Source organism: Streptosporangium fragile (assembly GCF_039534445.1).
In the GTDB taxonomy this organism is placed as follows: Bacteria; Actinomycetota; Actinomycetes; order Streptosporangiales; family Streptosporangiaceae; genus Streptosporangium; species Streptosporangium fragile.
This window is the reverse complement of record NZ_BAAAVI010000009.1, coordinates 40,248-57,997: the sequence shown is the minus strand read 5'-3', so window position 1 is coordinate 57,997 and position 17,750 is coordinate 40,248. Positions and strand designations below refer to the sequence as shown.

At 69.8% G+C, this 17,750-nt stretch carries 21 protein-coding genes; 13 read left to right on the top strand and 8 right to left on the bottom strand.

Translation table 11 applies throughout. The annotated features are described in order from the left end of the window. The first annotated feature begins 52 nt into the window (after positions 1–52). The 3 genes from ABD841_RS08370 (at position 53) to ABD841_RS08360 (ending at position 1,363) form a co-directional block, all read left to right on the top strand. Positions 53–340: a hypothetical protein gene (locus tag ABD841_RS08370; RefSeq protein ID WP_344969496.1), complete on the top strand. Its 288-nt coding sequence runs from the start codon at positions 53–55 to the stop codon at positions 338–340. Between the two features lie 50 nt (positions 341–390). Continuing rightward, positions 391–798 (top strand): ATP-binding protein, encoded by a 408-nt coding sequence (locus ABD841_RS08365; protein WP_344969495.1) that lies wholly within the window; start codon positions 391–393, stop codon positions 796–798. 88 nt (positions 799–886) lie between these two features. Beyond that, on the top strand, positions 887–1,363 hold the full coding sequence (locus ABD841_RS08360; protein ID WP_344969494.1) for a hypothetical protein: 477 nt from the start codon (positions 887–889) through the stop codon (positions 1,361–1,363). A 12-nt stretch (positions 1,364–1,375) separates the two neighbouring features. Here ABD841_RS08360 and ABD841_RS08355 read toward each other — a convergent pair whose 3' ends face one another. Both ABD841_RS08355 and ABD841_RS08350 read right to left on the bottom strand, forming a co-directional pair. Then, on the bottom strand, positions 1,376–3,343 hold the full coding sequence (locus ABD841_RS08355) for a hypothetical protein (RefSeq protein ID WP_344969493.1): 1,968 nt from the start codon (positions 3,341–3,343) through the stop codon (positions 1,376–1,378). Positions 3,344–3,392: 49 nt separating this feature from the next. Further along, complete coding sequence (locus ABD841_RS08350; RefSeq protein WP_344969491.1) at positions 3,393–3,701, bottom strand: hypothetical protein; 309 nt, start codon at positions 3,699–3,701, stop codon at positions 3,393–3,395. Positions 3,702–3,998: 297 nt separating this feature from the next. Here ABD841_RS08350 and ABD841_RS08345 point away from each other — a divergent pair, with 297 nt between their 5' ends. The 3 genes from ABD841_RS08345 (at position 3,999) to ABD841_RS08335 (ending at position 5,510) form a co-directional block, all read left to right on the top strand. Continuing rightward, positions 3,999–4,304 (top strand): helix-turn-helix domain-containing protein, encoded by a 306-nt coding sequence (locus tag ABD841_RS08345; RefSeq protein WP_344969489.1) that lies wholly within the window; start codon positions 3,999–4,001, stop codon positions 4,302–4,304. Beyond that, positions 4,294–4,713 (top strand): hypothetical protein, encoded by a 420-nt coding sequence (locus tag ABD841_RS08340; RefSeq protein WP_344969488.1) that lies wholly within the window; start codon positions 4,294–4,296, stop codon positions 4,711–4,713. Before ABD841_RS08345 ends, ABD841_RS08340 begins: the two co-directional genes overlap by 11 nt. A 170-nt stretch (positions 4,714–4,883) precedes the next feature. After that, positions 4,884–5,510: an SMI1/KNR4 family protein gene (locus ABD841_RS08335; protein ID WP_344969486.1), complete on the top strand. Its 627-nt coding sequence runs from the start codon at positions 4,884–4,886 to the stop codon at positions 5,508–5,510. A gap of 89 nt (positions 5,511–5,599) precedes the next feature. Here the strand turns inward: ABD841_RS08335 and ABD841_RS08330 are convergent, their stop codons facing one another. Beyond that, on the bottom strand, positions 5,600–6,151 hold the full coding sequence (locus tag ABD841_RS08330; RefSeq protein ID WP_344969485.1) for a TIGR03086 family metal-binding protein: 552 nt from the start codon (positions 6,149–6,151) through the stop codon (positions 5,600–5,602). Between ABD841_RS08330 and ABD841_RS08325 the strand changes: the two genes are divergently transcribed. Continuing rightward, positions 6,141–6,986, top strand: a complete 846-nt coding sequence (locus ABD841_RS08325; RefSeq protein ID WP_344969483.1) for a DUF6597 domain-containing transcriptional factor — start codon at positions 6,141–6,143, stop codon at positions 6,984–6,986. The genes ABD841_RS08330 and ABD841_RS08325 overlap by 11 nt on opposite strands. A 229-nt stretch (positions 6,987–7,215) precedes the next feature. On the opposite strand, the gene ABD841_RS08320 is transcribed toward ABD841_RS08325, so the two are convergent. Continuing rightward, a complete protein-coding gene (locus ABD841_RS08320) occupies positions 7,216–7,830 on the bottom strand; it encodes a hypothetical protein (protein WP_344969481.1) in 615 nt (204 codons plus the stop codon). Positions 7,831–8,325: 495 nt separating this feature from the next. Here ABD841_RS08320 and ABD841_RS08315 point away from each other — a divergent pair, with 495 nt between their 5' ends. Then, entirely contained in the window at positions 8,326–8,892 is a 567-nt protein-coding gene (locus tag ABD841_RS08315; RefSeq protein ID WP_344969480.1) for a hypothetical protein, read from the top strand. Positions 8,893–9,015: 123 nt separating this feature from the next. Here ABD841_RS08315 and ABD841_RS08310 read toward each other — a convergent pair whose 3' ends face one another. Then, a complete protein-coding gene (locus ABD841_RS08310) occupies positions 9,016–9,771 on the bottom strand; it encodes an SDR family NAD(P)-dependent oxidoreductase (RefSeq protein ID WP_344969478.1) in 756 nt (251 codons plus the stop codon). A 151-nt stretch (positions 9,772–9,922) separates the two neighbouring features. Here ABD841_RS08310 and ABD841_RS08305 point away from each other — a divergent pair, with 151 nt between their 5' ends. Next, positions 9,923–10,381, top strand: a complete 459-nt coding sequence (locus ABD841_RS08305) for a winged helix-turn-helix transcriptional regulator (protein ID WP_344969477.1) — start codon at positions 9,923–9,925, stop codon at positions 10,379–10,381. Between the two features lie 92 nt (positions 10,382–10,473). On the opposite strand, the gene ABD841_RS08300 is transcribed toward ABD841_RS08305, so the two are convergent. Continuing rightward, positions 10,474–11,118, bottom strand: coding sequence for a response regulator transcription factor (locus tag ABD841_RS08300; protein WP_344969475.1), 645 nt, complete (start codon positions 11,116–11,118; stop codon positions 10,474–10,476). Further along, positions 11,109–12,257 carry a sensor histidine kinase gene (locus ABD841_RS08295; RefSeq protein ID WP_344969473.1) on the bottom strand — a complete coding sequence of 383 codons (1,149 nt, stop codon included), beginning with the start codon at positions 12,255–12,257 and terminating at the stop codon, positions 11,109–11,111. Before ABD841_RS08295 ends, ABD841_RS08300 begins: the two co-directional genes overlap by 10 nt. 111 nt (positions 12,258–12,368) lie before the next feature. Between ABD841_RS08295 and ABD841_RS08290 the strand changes: the two genes are divergently transcribed. Next, positions 12,369–13,820, top strand: a complete 1,452-nt coding sequence (locus tag ABD841_RS08290; RefSeq protein ID WP_344969472.1) for a serine hydrolase domain-containing protein — start codon at positions 12,369–12,371, stop codon at positions 13,818–13,820. Here ABD841_RS08290 and ABD841_RS08285 read toward each other — a convergent pair. Beyond that, positions 13,792–14,544: a class I SAM-dependent methyltransferase gene (locus ABD841_RS08285; RefSeq protein WP_344969470.1), complete on the bottom strand. Its 753-nt coding sequence runs from the start codon at positions 14,542–14,544 to the stop codon at positions 13,792–13,794. The two genes, ABD841_RS08290 and ABD841_RS08285, sit on opposite strands and share 29 nt — an antisense overlap. A 184-nt stretch (positions 14,545–14,728) precedes the next feature. Here ABD841_RS08285 and ABD841_RS08280 point away from each other — a divergent pair, with 184 nt between their 5' ends. The 3 genes from ABD841_RS08280 to ABD841_RS08270 all read left to right on the top strand — a co-directional run bounded on the left by ABD841_RS08280 (position 14,729) and on the right by ABD841_RS08270 (position 17,743). After that, on the top strand, positions 14,729–14,998 hold the full coding sequence (locus tag ABD841_RS08280; protein ID WP_344969469.1) for an AfsR/SARP family transcriptional regulator: 270 nt from the start codon (positions 14,729–14,731) through the stop codon (positions 14,996–14,998). Positions 14,999–15,035: 37 nt separating this feature from the next. After that, complete coding sequence (locus ABD841_RS08275; RefSeq protein ID WP_344969467.1) at positions 15,036–17,150, top strand: ATP-binding protein; 2,115 nt, start codon at positions 15,036–15,038, stop codon at positions 17,148–17,150. 263 nt (positions 17,151–17,413) lie between these two features. Further along, positions 17,414–17,743, top strand: coding sequence for a hypothetical protein (locus ABD841_RS08270; RefSeq protein WP_344969466.1), 330 nt, complete (start codon positions 17,414–17,416; stop codon positions 17,741–17,743). Positions 17,744–17,750 lie beyond the last annotated feature (7 nt).

The following is a 17,750-nucleotide window of genomic DNA, read 5'->3' as shown; positions in this document are numbered from 1 at the left end:
ACGCCGTTCCATGTCTCGGTGGCGCGCATGCGAAGCACCCTGGAGGTGAGCCATGACGGCGCGCGAGCGGTACGAGAGGTTCGACCATCTGGTCCGGCTGAGCCGGGCGCTGCACGGCCTCGGCGTCTGCACGTTGCTGGTCCTCCCCGTGGCCGGGCAGCCGGTCCTGGAGATCCGGTCGGCGTCCGGCGTCCAGGTCCGCGTCACCGTCATACGGCGTTACTGCGGCTGGGTCTTCACCTGGCGTCCGTGGTGGGCGCGATTATGGCGACGGGACAAGTGGGTGGTGGCCCATGCCGACAACGCCGCCGACATCATCCTCGCGGAGGTGGGCGAATGAGAGGGCGAGGGCCGATCCGTCGTCACGGAGGCCCGTCGCGGGAGGCACCCGTGAACGCGTCACACGGCACCTGGCGGCGGGATTTCCCGGGAAAGGAAATATCCGTTCCCGTCGCCCGCGAATGGGCACGTGAACTTCTGGCCGGGAGAATCGCCGCCCCGCTCCTCGACGACGTGCTGCTCCTGTTGAGCGAGGTGGTCACCAATGCGATCACACACTCGGACTCGGGGCGTACGGCGGGTGGACGGGTGACGGTGCGGGTGACCTGTGCCTCCGGCGACGTCCACGTAGAGGTGACCGACGACGGGTCGGCCGTCAGCGCCCCGGCCGTGCGCGTGCCGGAGCCGGACGAGGACGGCGGGCGGGGCCTATGGCTGGTGGACCTGCTCGCGACCGCGTGGGGGTCACACCACGGCGAGGCCGGCGGCTCGGTCTGGTTCCTGGTGGCCGAATGTTGACGCGCGGATACGCGAAGAGTGTGGCGGCGGCCAGCCGATTGAGTGAAGATCGATATATCTCGGTGTCGATCGCCCTCGGAGGTATGGCATGCGCGTCATCCGGTTACTGGCCATCGGCGCGGCGCTGGTAATGGTGACATCGGGATGCACTTCCGAGCCTTCACTGAAGGACGCGGCGGCAGAGCTTCAGAAGGACACGCAGCGGCTGGAGACCGACGACCTCTTTAAGAACCCGCTGATGAAGCTCCGCTTCCTACAGCGTCCGGACAAGGACATCCCCTGCGACAAGGGAAAATTCAAGAGGGTTATGCGGGTTACCGCTGACGATGAAAACAACTCTCCGGATGTGGACGGCCATCTCGATCAGGCTGAAGGGATAATGACGGGGACTCTCGTCCATGAACTCGGTTACAAGCTGGAGCCCCCGTTCACTGCGGGCGATGACGAGGTAGGGCGATTCATCTACGGAGTCAAGAAGGACATCGGCATCGTGGTTGCGGTATATGTGACTCCGGAAGCCCCTACGTGGCGACTGCAGGCAGAGACCCGCTGTCTGCCCAGGTGAGAAACAGTTGAATCACTCCCACACGCGTATTTGCTCTTGGGCGGTTTCGCTGGCTTGGATCCTGGAAGAGTTTTCAAGCTTGATGTCCAGCTTTTTGTTGCTGTCCATCCATCGTTCGTAGGCGATCAGCTTTTTGCCAAGTGCCTGCTCCCATCTTGTGCCACTGCCGCTGGTCTCCTTCTTCGCTGCGGAGACAAGCTCGTCATAGGTTTGGAGACCACCGGTGGTTCTACTGATGATCTCCGCAGGCGGCTCACTCGCCGGATAGCCAGCGCTGTGAAGAAGGTGTGCCGTGTCGTATTTGAGGCGTAGGACGAAGTCAGATCGACTCCCAGTGGCTTCCTCGACCCGTGTCTCGAAGCTGTCGGCCCAGTTGTCGAGGAGTTTGCTCGCGCCGTAAGCCTTGGCCAGTTCCCACCCCGCCTCCTTGATTCCGCCCACGATGGGAATCCGGTCGATCCCGAGTGCGAGGGTGCTCTTGGTGATGTCACGGATCAGTTCGTCGGTGGCGTCCAGCTCGCCGCGCACGTCCAGCGTCGCCTTGAACTCCAGACCGGCGAAGTCGCCGAACATGCTCGAAGCGAGTTCGAAATAACCGTCATCTGTATGCGCGTCCAGATGAGCCGCCGCCGTCAGCGTGTCGTGGCGGAACCGGGCCGCGGTCGCGTCGAAGTCGTCGGTGAGCCGCTTGTCCCCGACGAAGGACTTGAGGAAGCGATGAGTATCACCTGGACTGAGGTAGAACGCCGGGGTCACCCCGGGAAGGGTGATCCAGTTCTCTGGGAGTCCCATTCCGGAGGTTCGGTAGGCGGCCTTGTCGAAGCGGGCGCCCGAGGCCAGTTCGTGGATGTAGGACTTCGCGATCACGCCCATGGAGTCCTTGGCCGGTTTCGGCAGGTCGGCGCCGAAGGAGCCCGCGACCTTCATCAGGTCGAGGGTGAAGGCGGCGGCCTCCGGGCTGTGCTGTCCGGCCTTCTCGGTCGTGGCGCCGGTGCCCGCCTCCATCGCCCGGCCGAAGGCGTCGGCGACGTCGTCCCCGCCCGCGCCCTTGGCGTGGTCGAGGAACCGCTTCATCTTCTCGGTCTGGCTGAGCTTGAGGTCGCTCCCGCCCATCTTGGCGAACGCGTCCCGGACGGCCGCGCCGTCGCCGGCGAGCACCTCCAGCCCCATGGCGACCAGGTCGGGGGGCGTGCCGTACGTCCGGGACTCGATGGACCCGGCGCGCCAGTCTTGGCGGGGGTTCTTCAGGAAGTCGTCCAGGACCAGCGCACGGGCCGCCGCGCTGCGCACGCCGGAGGGGGCGTTCGCGCCTCTGAGCAGCGCGAGCCGGTTCCACGCGACGATCTTTCCTTCGACGGGTCTCACCAGGTCGTTCCTGACCTTGGCGAACGCCGGGACGAGGGTGGGGGCGCGCAGGGCCGCGCCGAGGGCCTTGCTGAAGGCGGCCAGGTCCTGCCTGGCGGTCTTGCTGCCGGTGCTCGCGATGATGGCGGGCAGCGCGTCGCGGACCTTCGAGGGCAGCAGGGCGAAGAAGGCGGCGGCGGCCTGGGGGTTCTCCGCCAGTTGGGCGATCTCGTCGGCGTGTTCGTGGATGAGCGCGGCCTGGAGTTCGCCGCTGTGGTTGACGAGGATGTCGTTGCCGTACATCCGGGCCAGGCCCTGGGCGAACTCGAAGCCCGCCAGCTCGTCGGGGAGGCGGACGAACCCCTGGGCGCCGTCTCCCGCCGACGCCGGTCCGGCTCCCGCGTCCAGGGCCTGGATCAGCTCGGCCCGGCCGTGGAGCATGGAGACCTGGGTCTTGCCCCACTCGGCGATGTCGGCGATCTCCCGCAGCGCGGGGGTGCCGATCCCGTGCCGGCCGAGCTTCGCCTCGAACTCCTTGCTGAACGAGGTCAGCCGGTCGGCCGCGCCGCGCAGGGAGTCGGCGAGCCGTCCCATCTCGCCGGGGTCGATCCCGCAGAATTCGCCGGTGGGTGCCACGGAGTGTCGTCCCCCTTCGAGGTCACGGTGGTCCCGGTGGTCCGGGTGGTCACAGACGCCCGGCCATCTCCCGGCGCATGGCGTTCGCCTCGGTCTCGGTCACCAGCGGAGGGTGCCGGCGCAGCTCCTCCTCGATCGCGTCGACCACCCGCCGCGCGAGCCGTCCCAGCCGGTGGTGTCGCTCTTCCAGCTCGGTGGTCCACGCGGCGGCGGTCGGCCCGGTCCAGACCTTTCCCGCCCGCATCGCCGCGAAGGCGCGCTGGTAGGCCTGCCGTATCTCGTGGGACCGGTCTTCGGCCTCCACGAGCAGTTGCCTCAGCCGCTCGCGCCGGGGGTTGGGCACCATCCGCTCGGCCACGCCGCCCCCGTCTTCTCCAGAACCCCGTTATGCACGAAAAAGCCGGATATCACACTAAATGCTGAATATTCATGTCGACAAGACCCGGCCCCGCCCGTGCCGTACTCCTGTCGCCGCTGTTTCGTTTACTTCGTCTGCTTCGGATAATGCGATTACGAGGGGAAGATAGACGTGGCCGCCATTCACGTCAAGCGATCGATCGAACCGGGAGCGATAGACGCCCGGGTCGCGGCCCGCGCCGCCAGGCGGATCGAGGAATGCCTCAGAAGACACCCCGGCGGGCAGGTCATTCCGGTTATGGGGGAGTCAGGCGGCGAGGAACCCCTGATCCTCCCGCGCGAGGCCGTGAGCCTGCTCGCCTACGTCCTGACCCAGGTGGCGGAGGGGCGGGGCGTTTCGGTCGTCCCGTCGCACGCCGAACTGACCACCCAGCAGGCGGCGGACCTGCTGAACGTGTCCCGGCCCCACCTGATCGGGCTGCTGGAGTCCGGCGCGATCCCCTACCGGATGGTGGGAAGGCACCGCCGCGTCGCCGCCGAGGATCTCCTGGCGTACCGGCGGAACGTCGCAGTCTGGTCCTACAGTGATCGGCATGAGCGGTGAGACGGTGCTCGAACGTCCCGACGAGGCCCGGATCCGGGACGAGTTGGAGAAACTGGTCGTCCATGACCTCCACGGCCCCTTCGGCGACGAGGAGGAGGAGTTCAGGGAGCGGCCGACCGACCGTTACATCCTGGGCAGGCTCGCCCCGGACGGTGAGGTGATCGAGCCCGATCTGATGGACGACGCCGCCGACACCGACGGCGCCGACGTGGGAGAGGACGAGGCCGAGCCGTCCGCCCTGACCACCACCAGCCTGATGCCCTCCGCCCTGGGATGCACGGTCTTCGTGGCCGGTGACACGGCCGAGCCGGAGGTGACCGGCCACTGGGCGCGTTACCGGCGCGTGGAGAACCCCGACGACGCGGCGGGCGGGCAGGTGTGGAGCAAGATGCCTGGTTCGGGGACGTGACGGCTGGTGCTCCGGGAGAGCCGGCTCAATCCGGAGCGTATGCCCTCCGACCTTCCCGGCCGACGTTGGCGCGTCGGCCATGCGCGGAGGCCTTAAACGATCACTGGGAAGATACACTCCTCCCCGGCCGATCCACAGGTCTCAAGACTGCTCGGCCGGAAAGGACACCCATGGCCGATATCGCTGATCTGACGGCGATCGTTGGCCCTCCGAGCAAACGCGCGTCTGTGGTGGATTGGGCCGCGTTCGAAGCGGAAACCGGTTTGGTCTTCCCCGACGACTACAAGGCGTGGGCTGCCCGGTACGCGGATATCCGGCTGAACGGCTTCCTCTATGTCAACCGCCCCGAACCGGGTGAGAGACGGGACGCGATCGCCCGGCTGGATCAGCTCCGCCCGTTAGTGGAGGAGTGGGGAACCATCGATCTGGTGGACGACGAGGGAGCGGAGACGGAGGCGCCCCCCTTCCCGATCTATCCCGAACCGGGCGGTGTGTATCCCTGGGGATCGACGGACAACGGGGACTACCTCCTCTGGCTCACCGATCCCGATCCCGGAAGATGGACGATCGTGATCACGAACGGGGCGACGTGGTGGCACTTCCAGGGCTCCCTGCTGGACTTCATCGTGGGAGTCATGAGTCGCGAGGTTCGATGCCCTCTGTTCCCCGACGACTTTCCCGACGGGACCGACATCCAGGAGTACACCCCCGAGGACTATGAGCGTATCCGGGCAGAGCATGGGCTGGGCGGCAGTCGGCAGGGCGCGGTAAGGCCGTCTCAGGGAGTGGCTTCCTGAGCGACCGACTGGGTGACGACGGCTACGGACGGGGCCGGACGCCGGTGGCTCACCGCGGACGGTAAGGGTCTTGCCGGGACCGGAGCAGATCACGGTGTCCAGGCGGGATCCCGGCCGATGACGCCGAGCAGGCGGTCGAACCGCGGGGCGTCGTCCGGCACTGCGACCGGCGGGCCGAAGGCGCCGCGCTGCCTGCCCGTCTCCACCATCCGGTCAGTGAAGTGCAGCGCCCGCGAGACGGCCTCAGAGTCCGGCTCGTACTCCTGACCGGTGGCTCTGGCCAGGTCCCAGCCGTGCACGACCATGTCGACGAGGTACATGTGGGCCAGTGTGGTCATCGGCAGGCCCATGGCGGGGCTGGTCCCCTCCCATGCCTCCGGCCGCGACCAGGCGGCCAGCGTGCGCTCCGCCCGCTCGGGGAAGTCGCCCGCGTAAGGTCCCTGCTCGACGCTCGACCCCCCACGCCCCAGCGACTCGAACATCTCCGCCACCCACTCGAGGTGGTTGATCAGGTCCTTGACGTCGAACTTCGCGCACGGCGTCGAGAACCCGAGCTGCTCCTGCCGCACCGCGCGGACCAATCCCGCGGTCCGTTCAGTGGCGCGCATCATCAGCGGCATCATGTTTTCCATGGCAGCCATCGTGCCCCACCTGCGCGAGGCGCGGCTTGTAGAAACGCGACAGCGCGGCTGGGTCAACCCGTACGCGGGGCTCAAAGCCTTCGATTTCGCCCGTCATGCGCCATCACCCGAAATTTCGGCGTATGTGGAGCACTTCTGGATCGTCACATGGACCGACCTCGCCGAGCCGTACGAACAGCGCATCGTCTCCCACCCCACCGTGAACATGACGATCGCCCGGAACTTCCACCGGATCGCGGGAGTGATCAAAGGCGGGTTCTCCTACACGATGCGCGGCAGCGGCCGCGTGCTCGGTACGCGCTTCCGCCCCGGCGGTTTCCGGCCGTTCCTCGGCGGTCCGGTGTCCCAGCTGACCGGCCGCTTCGTGGAGATCGGCGCGATGTACGGCGCAGCGGGCGCGACCCTGGTCGAGCGCGTCCTGGCCGAGCCCGACACCCGGGCCGCCATCGCGCTCACCGAGACGTTCCTGCTGAGTCTGGGGCCGGAGCAGGACCCGCTGGCGGAAGAGGCCGCGGCGCTGGTGGCGATGGCGGAGAGCGATGTGTCCGTGACCAGGGTCGACGAGCTGGCCGCCAGATCGGGGCGGTCGGTGCGCACGCTGCAGCGGCTGTTCCGGGACTATGTCGGCGTCGGTCCCAAGTGGGTGATCCGCCGCTTCCGGCTGCACGAGGCCGCGGAGCGGGTCTACCAGGGCCTCGACCTCGCCACGCTGGCCGCCGAGCTTGGCTACACCGACCAGGCCCACCTGACCCGCGACTTCACCGCCGCGGTCGGCATGCCACCCGCGGCCTACGCCCGGCTCGGAAGCCGGGCCCGACCCTCACGTCCACCGTGAGTCCGTCTCCTTCGGCGAGGCGGCGGCAACAGACGAGAGCGGCGACCAGATCGACCGTCGGGGACCGGTCATCCATGAACGTTTCTCGGAGGGGATATGGAGGTGCTTGTCAGAGGCGCCCGGGCGGCCTGACTGTCGCACGCGGGCTGCCGGCCGCCGGTCCAACACGCGGGACGTGCCGGCCCGGCACGCCGGACGCACCGGGCGCGGTCCGGAGCGCGCTCCGAGGTCAGCTCCAGGTGGCGCGCTTGAGCAGGTCAGGCAGGCTCTTGTGGTTCCACAGGTCCACCACCAGGATCTTCGAGCCGGGCAGGAACCACTCCCGCTGGGTGTAGGTCGCCGTCCGCCGGTTACCGGTGGGATCCTCGCACGTGCCGGCCCAGGCGGTGTACTTGGCCTTGCGCGCGGGCCCGACCTGCCGCAGCCCTCTCGCGGTGGCCTTGCCGAGGTGTTGCTCGCTCTTGCTGTTGAAGGGGCAGTACTGGACGCCGGTCGAGGGATAGAACGGCTTCTTGCCGGTGTAGGCGCCGAAGGACTCGTCGCCGCGTTTGATCGCCTCGGGGCCGAACAACCAGAACCCCTTGCAGGGCTTCTTGTTGATGAAGTAGGAAGCCTCGGGGCACGCGCCGGTCGCCACCACGACCTGGTCCCCGTCACGGTGCACCTTCCACGTGGACGGGATCTGCAGGTTCATCCCCCGGAAGGAGAGGGTCGTGGTCCCCGAGGCGGACGGCCCCGCCGAGATCCCGGCCGCCGGCGCCCCCGAGGCGGCCGAGGCCGCGGCGGGAGCGGCCAGTACGGCGGCGGCGGACAGGACGGCCAGAGCAGAAGATCGCTTTTTCACCCCTCGGAGGCTAACGACCCTCGCTTGTCGACTGCTTGGGGCCACTTGGTCCGGTGCGCGGTGTCCCGCGGAAGCGGGGCACGAACCTGCCTTCGCGCACCACCGCGGCCCCTGGTACCTGGGAAGGCGGCCCGGTGCCGCCACCCGACGCTCGACGGCTTCGTCGCCCGGACCGGCCCGGCCATCGAGTCGCCTGGCTCCGTAGGCGAGAATGACCCCGCTTGTCGATGGGTTCGGGCAGCGCTTCGTCGGTCACAGGGCTGTGAGATGCCGACGGGAACCGACAGCACCGTCCCGGCGCGGAGATGTCGGGCGCGGACGGTTCCGTCCCCCCGCAGAGGAGGGAGTGAACCGCCCCGGATCCGACGGAGACCGTGAGGTGTTCCGCTTCCCGGAGCGCTGTGCCCGCCGGGATCCGCGGATAGGATTCGCGTTGATCATGAGGTGCCTTGATCGACTGCGATGGGAGTCACCGGGATGTTGAAAGAGCGGCTCTTGGGGAGTTCGACCGGTGCGCCGGGTATCCCGCTGATCGGCTCGCTGGTGGTCCTCGGTCTCCTACTCCTGTACACGGGGAGTTTTCCCGGCATCGGCCCGCTTTGGGTGCTGCCCGCCCTCCTGGTGTTCTTCGGACTTGGTGTGGCCTGGTTCGTCCGCCTCGTCAGGGCGCTCGTCGACCCGGCGGGCCGGTCGGGTGTCGGGCGGAACCTGTTGCGCTGGGCGGCACCGCCGCTCATCGGGATTCTGGCGTTGACGCTGCCGCTGGAGGAGTCCAGGTTCGCTCTGTCCGCGGAGAGCTTCGAGAAGGTCGCGCGGTCGGCGGTGGCGGGAAGCGCCGACTGGAAGATGGGCCCCGGCAGGTTGGGACTGTTTGACGTCTCCTGGGCCGCGCGGCATGGGAACACGGTGCGCTTCGCGCTGGTCGGCGGAGGAAACGGCATCCACCAGCATGGCGTCATATGGAGCCCGCGCGGTGAGCCGCCGTTGCCGGAAGAGGAGGAGTACGAGCCCGACGTCGAGCACTACTACGGCCCCTGGTACCTGTGGAACGAGAACTTCTGACTCCGCGGGTGACCGGCCGGGGGTGGCGACGACCACGGACGGGGCCGGGCGGCAGCGGACGGTCAGGAGCCGTAGCCGCAGGTCCTGGCCGGGCCCTGCCCGGATCGCCCGGCGAGCGGGCTGTCACCGGAGGGAAGCCGCTTGGCCGGCGGCGGTGTCCGACGTGGCGGCCGCTTCACCGGGCCCGCCCGCGTGCCGGGCGACGAGAGCGCGGAACGCGTCCGGGTCGCCGATGACCTGTTCGGCGCGGTCTCGCTGCCGGTACATGTGGTAGTAGCGGGCGCCTATGGCATCGGGATCGGCCTCGCCGCCGCCGGGGACGATACCGGTGGCGATCGTCACCGTTCCCACGTAGATCCCCTCAGGCTTGAGTTCGGCGTGCAGGGTGTGCGCCCAGTTCCGCAAACCGGCCATGGCGAGACCCACGTTGGCGAGGAACGGTGTGGGAATCGTCGAGGAGACGCCGGTGGTCAGCAGCACCGCGCCGTCGCCCCGGGCACGCATGTCCGGCAGCACCTGGCTCACGGTGCTCACCGCGCCCAGCACATTCAGCTCGAACTGCGCGGTGGCGGACTCGACTGTCGTCTGTGCGGCGTTGGTGATCGGCCCGGTGGGGCTGGGACTGTATTCGAGTACGTCGATCGGCCCCAGCGTGTCCCTCGCCGCGGTGAGGGCGGTGGCGAGCGCGTCACGGTCATGGATGTCGGCGGTGAACGCGGCGGCGGTGACGCCCTGCCCGGTCAGCTCGCCGACCAGAGTGTCCAGTCTCTCCCTGGTGCGGGCGATCAGCCCGACCTGGAAACCGTGGCGGCCGAACGCGCGAGCCACGCCCATGCCCAACCCCGGGCCGGCACCGACGACAACGAGTGTCTTCCCCACTGCAGTCCTCTCCGAGCACAGCGATCAGGCCGGTGGTGCTTCACCTCGGCCTCACGACCACTTACTGTTTGTTCGTAACATCATGATTTTTCACTGCAAGGACAGTGGCAAGACGGCACATTCATCTCAGTAACGCACACGGAGGTAACCCTTGCCGCACCGCAGGACGATCTCTTCGGCCTCGCAGCAGCCGGATTCCGGGCGACCCGCCACGGTGGACCTGGCCGACGGCGAACCCGGCGAGCAGGATGAGGAGGCCTGTCGGCAGGTGCTCCGGATCCTCTCGCTGATCGGCGACAAATGGAGCATCCTCATCATCGGGAAACTCCGCGACCGCACCCTGCGCTTCGGCGAACTGCACCGCGCCGTGACCGGCGTCTCCCAGCGCATGCTCACCCTGACCCTGCGGCAGCTCGAACGCGACGGCCTGCTGACCCGTACCGTCCATCCCAGCGTTCCCCCACGCGTGGACTACGCCCTCACTGAACTCGGTGGGACGCTGCTGGATTCCGTCGTCGCCCTGGGAGAATGGGCCGTCGCGCATCGACGCGAGATCGACGACAACCGGCGTCGCTACGACGCCACCCACCCTCCGCTCACACGGTCCTGATCCGCTCCGCGCGAGCTCGGACGACTCCTCGGGCCGGTGGCTGGGATCCACAGGTCCCGCCGGCCGGTGGGGCGCCCGTCCCGGGTGCGCGATCAGTCGTCGAGGTAGCGCAGGATGGCCAGGACTCTGCGGCTGTAGCTGGGATCGCGGGGCAGGTCGAGCTTGTCCATGATGGCGTTGACGTGCTTTTCGACGGTGCTGAGCGACACGTGCAGGCGTTCGGCGATCGCCGCGTTGACGTAGCCCTGCGCGAGGTGCCGTAGGACCTCCGTCTCGCGTGGGCTCAGCCTGTTCAGCGAGTCGGCGCGGGTGGTGCGGGCGAGCAGTTGGCGGACCACTTCGGGATCGAGGACCGTGCCGCCCGTGCGCACCCGCTCCAGTGAGTCCAGGAAGTCGGCCACCTCCGAGACCCGGTCCTTGAGCAGGTAACCCAGCCCTTTGGTGTCTCCCGCCAGGAGTGTGGCGGCGTAGGTCTTCTCCACGTACTGGGACAGGACGAGCACGCCGACCTCGGGCCGGCGTCGGCGGATCTCCGCGGCCGCCCGCAGCCCTTCGTCGGTGTGCGTCGGCGGCATGCGCACGTCGACCACCGCCACGTCGGGCCGGTGCCGTTCGACGGAGTCGAGCAGGGCCGGCGCGTCTCCGACGGCGGCGACGACCTCATGCCCGGCGTCGTCGAGCAACCGGATCAGGCCCTCGCGGAGCAGCACCGAGTCGTCGGCCAGGATCAACCGCACGGCGGGTCCTTGGGCAGCGTGGCGGTGATCGTGGTGGGGCCGCCTGCCGGGCTGTCGACGCTGAACACTCCGTCGAGCGCCAGGACGCGCCTGGCCAGCCCGGACAGTCCGCCGCCCGAGGGGTCGGCGCCGCCCTCGCCGTTGTCTGAGATCACCGCGCTCACCGTCCGATCGTCCTCGGTCAACACGACCAGGATGTCATGTGCCCCCGCGTGCTTGATCGCGTTGGTGATCGCTTCGCGGGCCACGAAGTACAGGGCGGTCTCGACCTCGGAGACGGGCCGCTCGGCCAGCCCGTAACGCACGGTGACCGGGACGCCGGAGCGTTCGGCGACGCCCGCGAGGGCGGCGCGCAGGCCCAGCTCGTCGAGTGCGGTGGGGTAGATCCGCCAGGCCACGCTGCGCAGCTCGTCCAGGAGCCGGCGCGACTCGGTGTGGGCCTGGGCGACCAGCTCACCGGTCCGGACCGGGTCGGGGCTGTGCCGGGCGCGGCCGAGCAGCATCGCCAGTGCCACTCCCCGTTGCTGCACGCCGTCGTGCAGGTCGCGTTCGATCCGGCGGCGCTCGTCGTCCACCGCTTTGACGATGCCCGAGCGGGTCGCGGTCAGCTCGGCGATGCGCCTGCGCATCAGCTCCCGGCTGCTCGGCCCGAGCAACCGGTCGGCCAGCCGACGCTCGGCCGCTCCCACGGCGACGACCCCGAGCGTCACCACGGCCAGCACGGCCACGGCGCTGGTCAGCCCGAGCACCCCGCTGTCGGTGATCACCTTCACGCCGGGCAGGTTCAACGGCACCGGATCGGACTCGCCCCGCAGCAGGTCCCACAGCCCGCCGAACAGCAACAGCCCGCCGAGGAACAGGCCGGCCGCGCAGCCGTACCCGCCCACCACGCCCAGAGCGGCGCGGGCCGTGAGGAAACCGTAACCGCCGCTGCTCTGCGACGTGTCATGGTCCAGCCAGGTGGCCAGCCGAATCCGCTCAAGCGCCACCAGCCCGGCCAGGCACCGGTCGGCGACGGGCCGGGCGGCCGGGATCAGGCGGGCCGGCCAGGCCACGCTGAGGAAGACCAGTTCGACGCCACCGAGGATCATGCCCGCGATTACCCCGATCAGGGTGCGCGCGATTCGGTTACCTGACACGGCCCGCAGTTTAGACATCGCGCGGGCGCGGGCCGGCATGGCGGTTTCCCGTAAGGAACGCGAGGGAAATCCGCAATGGTCCGGGAAGAAGCTCGTAACTAGCGTCGGCAGGTGCTCAAAAACGCCCTCGCCGCTGTCTGCCTCGCATTTATCCCCTCATTCGTTCATATCCCGCCACCCGACATCACGCCTTCGGCGGTAGACGCGTTCATCACGCGATACCGCGAGGCGACGGGGCTACCCGGCGTCGCGGTCGCGGTGACGAAGGGGAGACAGGTCATCCACGCCGCCGGGTACGGCAGGACCGCGTCCGGTGACCCCGTGTCCGCGGACACCCCCATGGCCGTCGCGTCGGTCAGCAAGTCCTTCACCTCCCTCGCCGTCATGCAACTGGTGGAGCGGGGGGAAATCGACCTCGACAGGCCGGTGCGCGGGTACCTGCCGGAGTTCACCATGGCGGACCCCAGAGCGGCGAAGATCACCGTGCGGCAGTTGCTCAACCAGACATCCGGCATGGCCGATTCGACCTTCCGCGAAAAGAGCCTGCCCCAGCCCGGCACGCTCGAAGGCGCGGTGGCACGGCTCAGGACGGCCGAACTCGCCGCGGAGCCGGGAACCGCGTTCAGCTACCACAACACCAACTACCAGGTCGCCGCGCGGCTTGTCGAAGTCGTGAGCGGCCGGCCGTTCCGGGACTACCTCCACGCGCACGTGTTCGCGCCGCTCGGCATGCGCAACAGCACGACGATCGACACCGACCGCGACCTCCCCGGCAGCGCCCGCGGCCATCTGTACATCCTCGGACAGGCCGTCGCCCTGCCGGAGCCCACCGGGTTCGGCAACGGCTCCGGCGGAGTCCTCAGCACCGCCCACGACATGGCCCGCTGGCTGATCGCGCAGAACAACGGCATTCTCTCCCCCCGAAGCGTCAAGGAGATGCGCACCCCCTCCGCGCAGAACGACACCTACGCCCTCGGCTGGTCGATCCGCAGGACCGAGCGCGGCACCCCCGTCGTCGAGCACGACGGTGATCTCTTCACCTCCACGGCCGGCCAGTTGCTGATGCCGCGATCCGGGTACGGTGTCGCGGTCATGGCCAACACCGGCACGGCCTTCGCCGACGCCGACGCCCTCATGGACGGCGTCGTCGCCATGATCGAGGGAGGCACACCGCAGGTCCCCTCCCGGCTGTCGCCCTACCTCGTCACAGACCTCCTCTTCACGTTGCTGACCTTGGCGACCATCGGACTGGCCGTGCGCGGCGTGGTTCGCGCCCGGCGGTGGGCCACCCGCCGTACGGGACGGCAGCGGTGGCGGCTGCTGCCCTATCTGGCGCCGCTCGCGCTGTGCGCGGCGATCACCCCGATCTTCCGCCTGCTCGCCCGGGGCCGCGACGCCGCCTGGATCCAGGTGGCCTACCTCTACCCGACATTCGTGATCTGGCTGCTGACCACCGCGGCCGCGTGCATCGCGGTGGTGATCGCACGGCTGGCCGGCGGCGGCCGTGGAGAGCCACGACCGCCGCTCACCGTTCCTACGGCCGGATCTCGTAGATCAGGTTGAACGGTGCCTGCGCCGCCCGCCGGAATCGGGTGAAGCCGGCCGCGGCCGCCACTTCACGGATCGAGGCCTCACCGGCCTGCGCGCCCAGCGCGTAGCCTCCCGGCTGCGACAGGGCACTGGGCACGCAGAGGAACGTGGAGGCGCTGTAGTACAGGCGTCCCACCGGGGTGAAGTTCTCCTCGACCTGGTCGGAGGCGAACGGCTCCACCAGCAGCCACGTGCCGTCCGGAGCCAGCGCTTCCCGCACCCGCCGGGCGGCTCCGAGCGGGTCGCCCATGTCGTGCAGGCAGTCGAACATCGTCACCAGGTCGTAGCCCGTTCCGGTGAAGGTCTGCGCGGTGGCGACCTCGAAGCGCACTCGGCCGGTGAACCCGGCCTCCGCGGCCCGCTCCCGCGCCAGGGTGATCGACTCAGGGTGGTAGTCCGAGCCGACGACGGTGGCGCGTGGGTACGCTTCGGCCAGGAGCATCGACGAGGAGCCGAGACCGCAGCCGACGTCGGCCACCCGGGCGCCGGCGGTGAGCTTCGCGTCGACCCCGTCCAGGGCGGGGATCCAGCTCGGTACGAGCCCGGCCACGTAGCCGGGCCGGAAGGTCGCCGGGCCCTTCGCGAGCTCCCGGTAGAGTCCCAGCCGCTGCCCGACCACCACCGAGCCGGCGGCGTCGGTCGCCGCCAGGTCCGCCGTGACCTGGCCGAGGAACTCCGTGACTTTGTTCCGGTCCATCCAGGGCCTCCTTCGAGTCCTGCCGGTTCGCGCCGGCGGGTCCTGCCGGCTCGCGCCGGTCACCAGAGACAGAGTCGGCGCCAGGCCTCTCACGGCTGTCGCACGCGGCTCCCGTCCCGGTGACAGCGCGGGCAGGCTTCTGTTCCGCCTTCGCCGCGGGTATGCCGTACACCGGAGGTGCACGATGGGAGCTGGGCGCGCGTCGCCGCCGGTCCGGGTGGAGGTGCTCGGGCCGCTGCGGCTCCTCGTCGGTGGCGCCCCGGTGGACGTACCCGGTCCGAAGCGCCGCGCGGTGCTCGCGCTGCTTGCGCTCGCCGAGGGCCGGATCGTGACAGCCGATCGCCTCGTGGACGCGCTGTGGCCGGCGGAGGCGCCGGAGTCGGGGCGTCAGGCCCTGCACAACCACGTGTCCCGGCTGCGCGCGCACCTCGGCCCGGCTCGAGACACGGCATGACGGCTACCGGCTCGCACTCGGACGCGACGAACTGGATGTGGCTCAGGCGCGAGCGCTGCTCGCCACGGCGCGCACGACCGCGCAACGAGACCCGGCCGGCGCGTCCGCCCCGCTGCGGGAGGCGCACGGGCTGTGGCGGGGGCCGGTGCTGGCCGACCTCACCGACACCATGCCGATCGCCACGGCGGTGGAGGGGCTCGCGCAGGTGCACCGCGAGGTGACTGACGCGCTGATCGCGAGCGCGATCGCCGCGGGCCAGGCGGAGGGAGTTCTGGGTCTCGCCGCCGCGTCCCTGGCCGCCGACCCGCTGCGCGAGCCCGCGGTCTCACTGCTGATGCGGGCGCTGGCGGCAACCGGGCAGGCGCCGGAAGCGCTACGCGTCGCGCGCGAATACCGGCACCGGCTGGTCGAGGAGACCGGTCTCGATCCGTCCCCGGCTCTGGGCGATCTTGAGCGCGACGTCGTCAGCGGGGTCGTCGGCCCGGCGCGCATCCGGCCTGAGGCGCCCGCCCGGCCGACGACCCGGCTGTTCGGCCGTGAGGCGCAGGTGGCGGCGCTGCACCGGCTGCTGACGGCCGAGCGGCTGGTCACGCTCGTCGGGCCGGGCGGCGTGGGCAAGACCCGGGTCGCACTGGAGGTCGCGCGACAGTCCGGGGCGGCAACGGTGCTTCTTCTCGCACCTGTCACCGATCCCGCCGCCGTCCCCCACGCGCTGGCGGCCGCCCTGGACCTGAAGGTCGTCCGGGGCGACGTCCTGTCGGCCTGCCTCGCCGTGTTGAGCGACCGCCCCGGCCTCCTCGTGGTCGACGACTGCGAGCACCTCCTCGACACGGTCCGCGACACGATCGACGCGATCCTGGCTTCGTGTCCCGGACTGTCCGTGCTGGCCACGAGCCGCGAACCGCTCGGCCTCGCAGCCGAATACGTCTCACGGCTCGCGCCGCTCCCGCTGCCCCGCACCGGCCAGGATCTTCCGCAGGTTCCGTCGGTGGCGCTCTTCCTCGATCGTGCCGGCCGGGTCCGTCCGGGTTCCCCGCCGACGCCCGCGGAGCTGCACACGGTGGCCGATATCGTGCGCCGGCTCGACGGGATGCCGCTGGCCATCGAACTGGCCGCCGGTCGGCTGTCCACCTTCTCCCTGACCGACCTGCGCGGCCGGCTCGACCGTGCGCTGGACCTGCTCGGCGGTGGCAGGCCCAGCGGGGACACCCGGCACCGGACGCTGCGCGCGACCATCGAGTGGTCCTACCGGCTCCTCACGGACGACGAGCGGCGGTTGTTCCGGCACCTGTCGGTCTTCGTCGACGGCGTGGACCTTGACACCGCCGAGCGGCTCGCCGCCCACCTGGGGCTGGAGAGCGATCCCGGAAGCGTTCTGGCCCGCCTCGTCGACGCCTCCATGATCGACGCCCGTTTCGAGGGCGGCACCCGGTACCACATGCTGGAAACGCTGCGGGCGTTCGGTCTGGACCGGCTGGCGGCGGCCGGGGAGGACCGGGCCGCCGCCGAGCGTATGCTCCGGTGGGCCGTCGAGCTGACCGGGTGGCTGAGCGCCACGATGACCACCGAACGTGAGCCCGAGGCCGACGCCGTCCTCCGCCGTGAGCTGCCGAATCTGCGGGCCGCGTGGCGGCTGGCCCGCAGCCGGGGATCGTCGGACGACGCCGCGGCGATGGTCATCGGGCTGTTCGACGCGATCGCCTACCGCGACCTCATCGAGATTCGCGGCTGGGCTGAGGAACTGGCCGATGATCCGGGGCTCGCCACCCATCCACGTGCGAGCGCGGTGCTCGGCGCCGCGGCGGAAGCGGCGTACCACCGTCTTCTCGCGGTGCGCGCCGCAGCCGGTCGTGCCCACCAGGCGCTGGGCGGCTACCGCGACGTGATCGACTACTTCGCCCGTAGTGGCAACTGGACTCACCTGTGGGTCACCCTGCGGAACCTCGCCGACCTGCTGCGCCGACTCGGCGACCACGAGCCGGCGGCACTGATCGACGCCGCGGCCGACCGGGCCCCCGATGCTCCGGCCGTGGGCCGCTCCGGTGACGCCGGATCGCCCGCGCACACCGCTCCGGCCACCCCTGTCCCCAGCCGGGCCGCGATCCTCGACGTGGCCCGAGAGGCGATCGAGCGGAACCTCACTCGATCATGACGGTGGTTGACGGCGACCCGGCGGTGTCCGAGCGTCGTGGCCACTCAAGATCCGGCGATGACGGGGCACATGCCTCGGCCGTCCGCGGGAACACGGCATCCGGCCCGGTCTGCGGACATCCGGTGGTGAGCTGTTCCGCCCCCGGGCAACGCGGCCACCGTATGATCACCAGTCCCTCGGGTGCTTCGTATCGGCGCCGGCCGCCGCGCTCCCGTCCGGAAACCGTGCTGCCGCCCACGGGCGAGAGCAGTACCCTCCGACCCGTGGACGCAAAGTATGATCTTGATGCGGCACTGGAGAAGCTCTACGGGACCTTTTCGCGCTACCCGCTTCCGGAAGACAGCGTCGCGTGTGACCACTGCGTCGCCCCGGAGGAGCTCGTCCGGTGCTTCCCGCACACGATGGACAACGGCGAGGAGTGGCACGTCTCGCTGGACCGCTGGCTCCGCGGTACCGCCCCCATCCGCATCATCGAAGGCGCGCTGCCTTCCGCCGGTTCGGCGGAGGTGGCGGAGGAACTGCGGGACGGTCTGAGAAGCCACATATGGTGGGGCTGGGAAGGTGAGATCCCCGCCGACGCCGACGACCTTTGAACCCGCG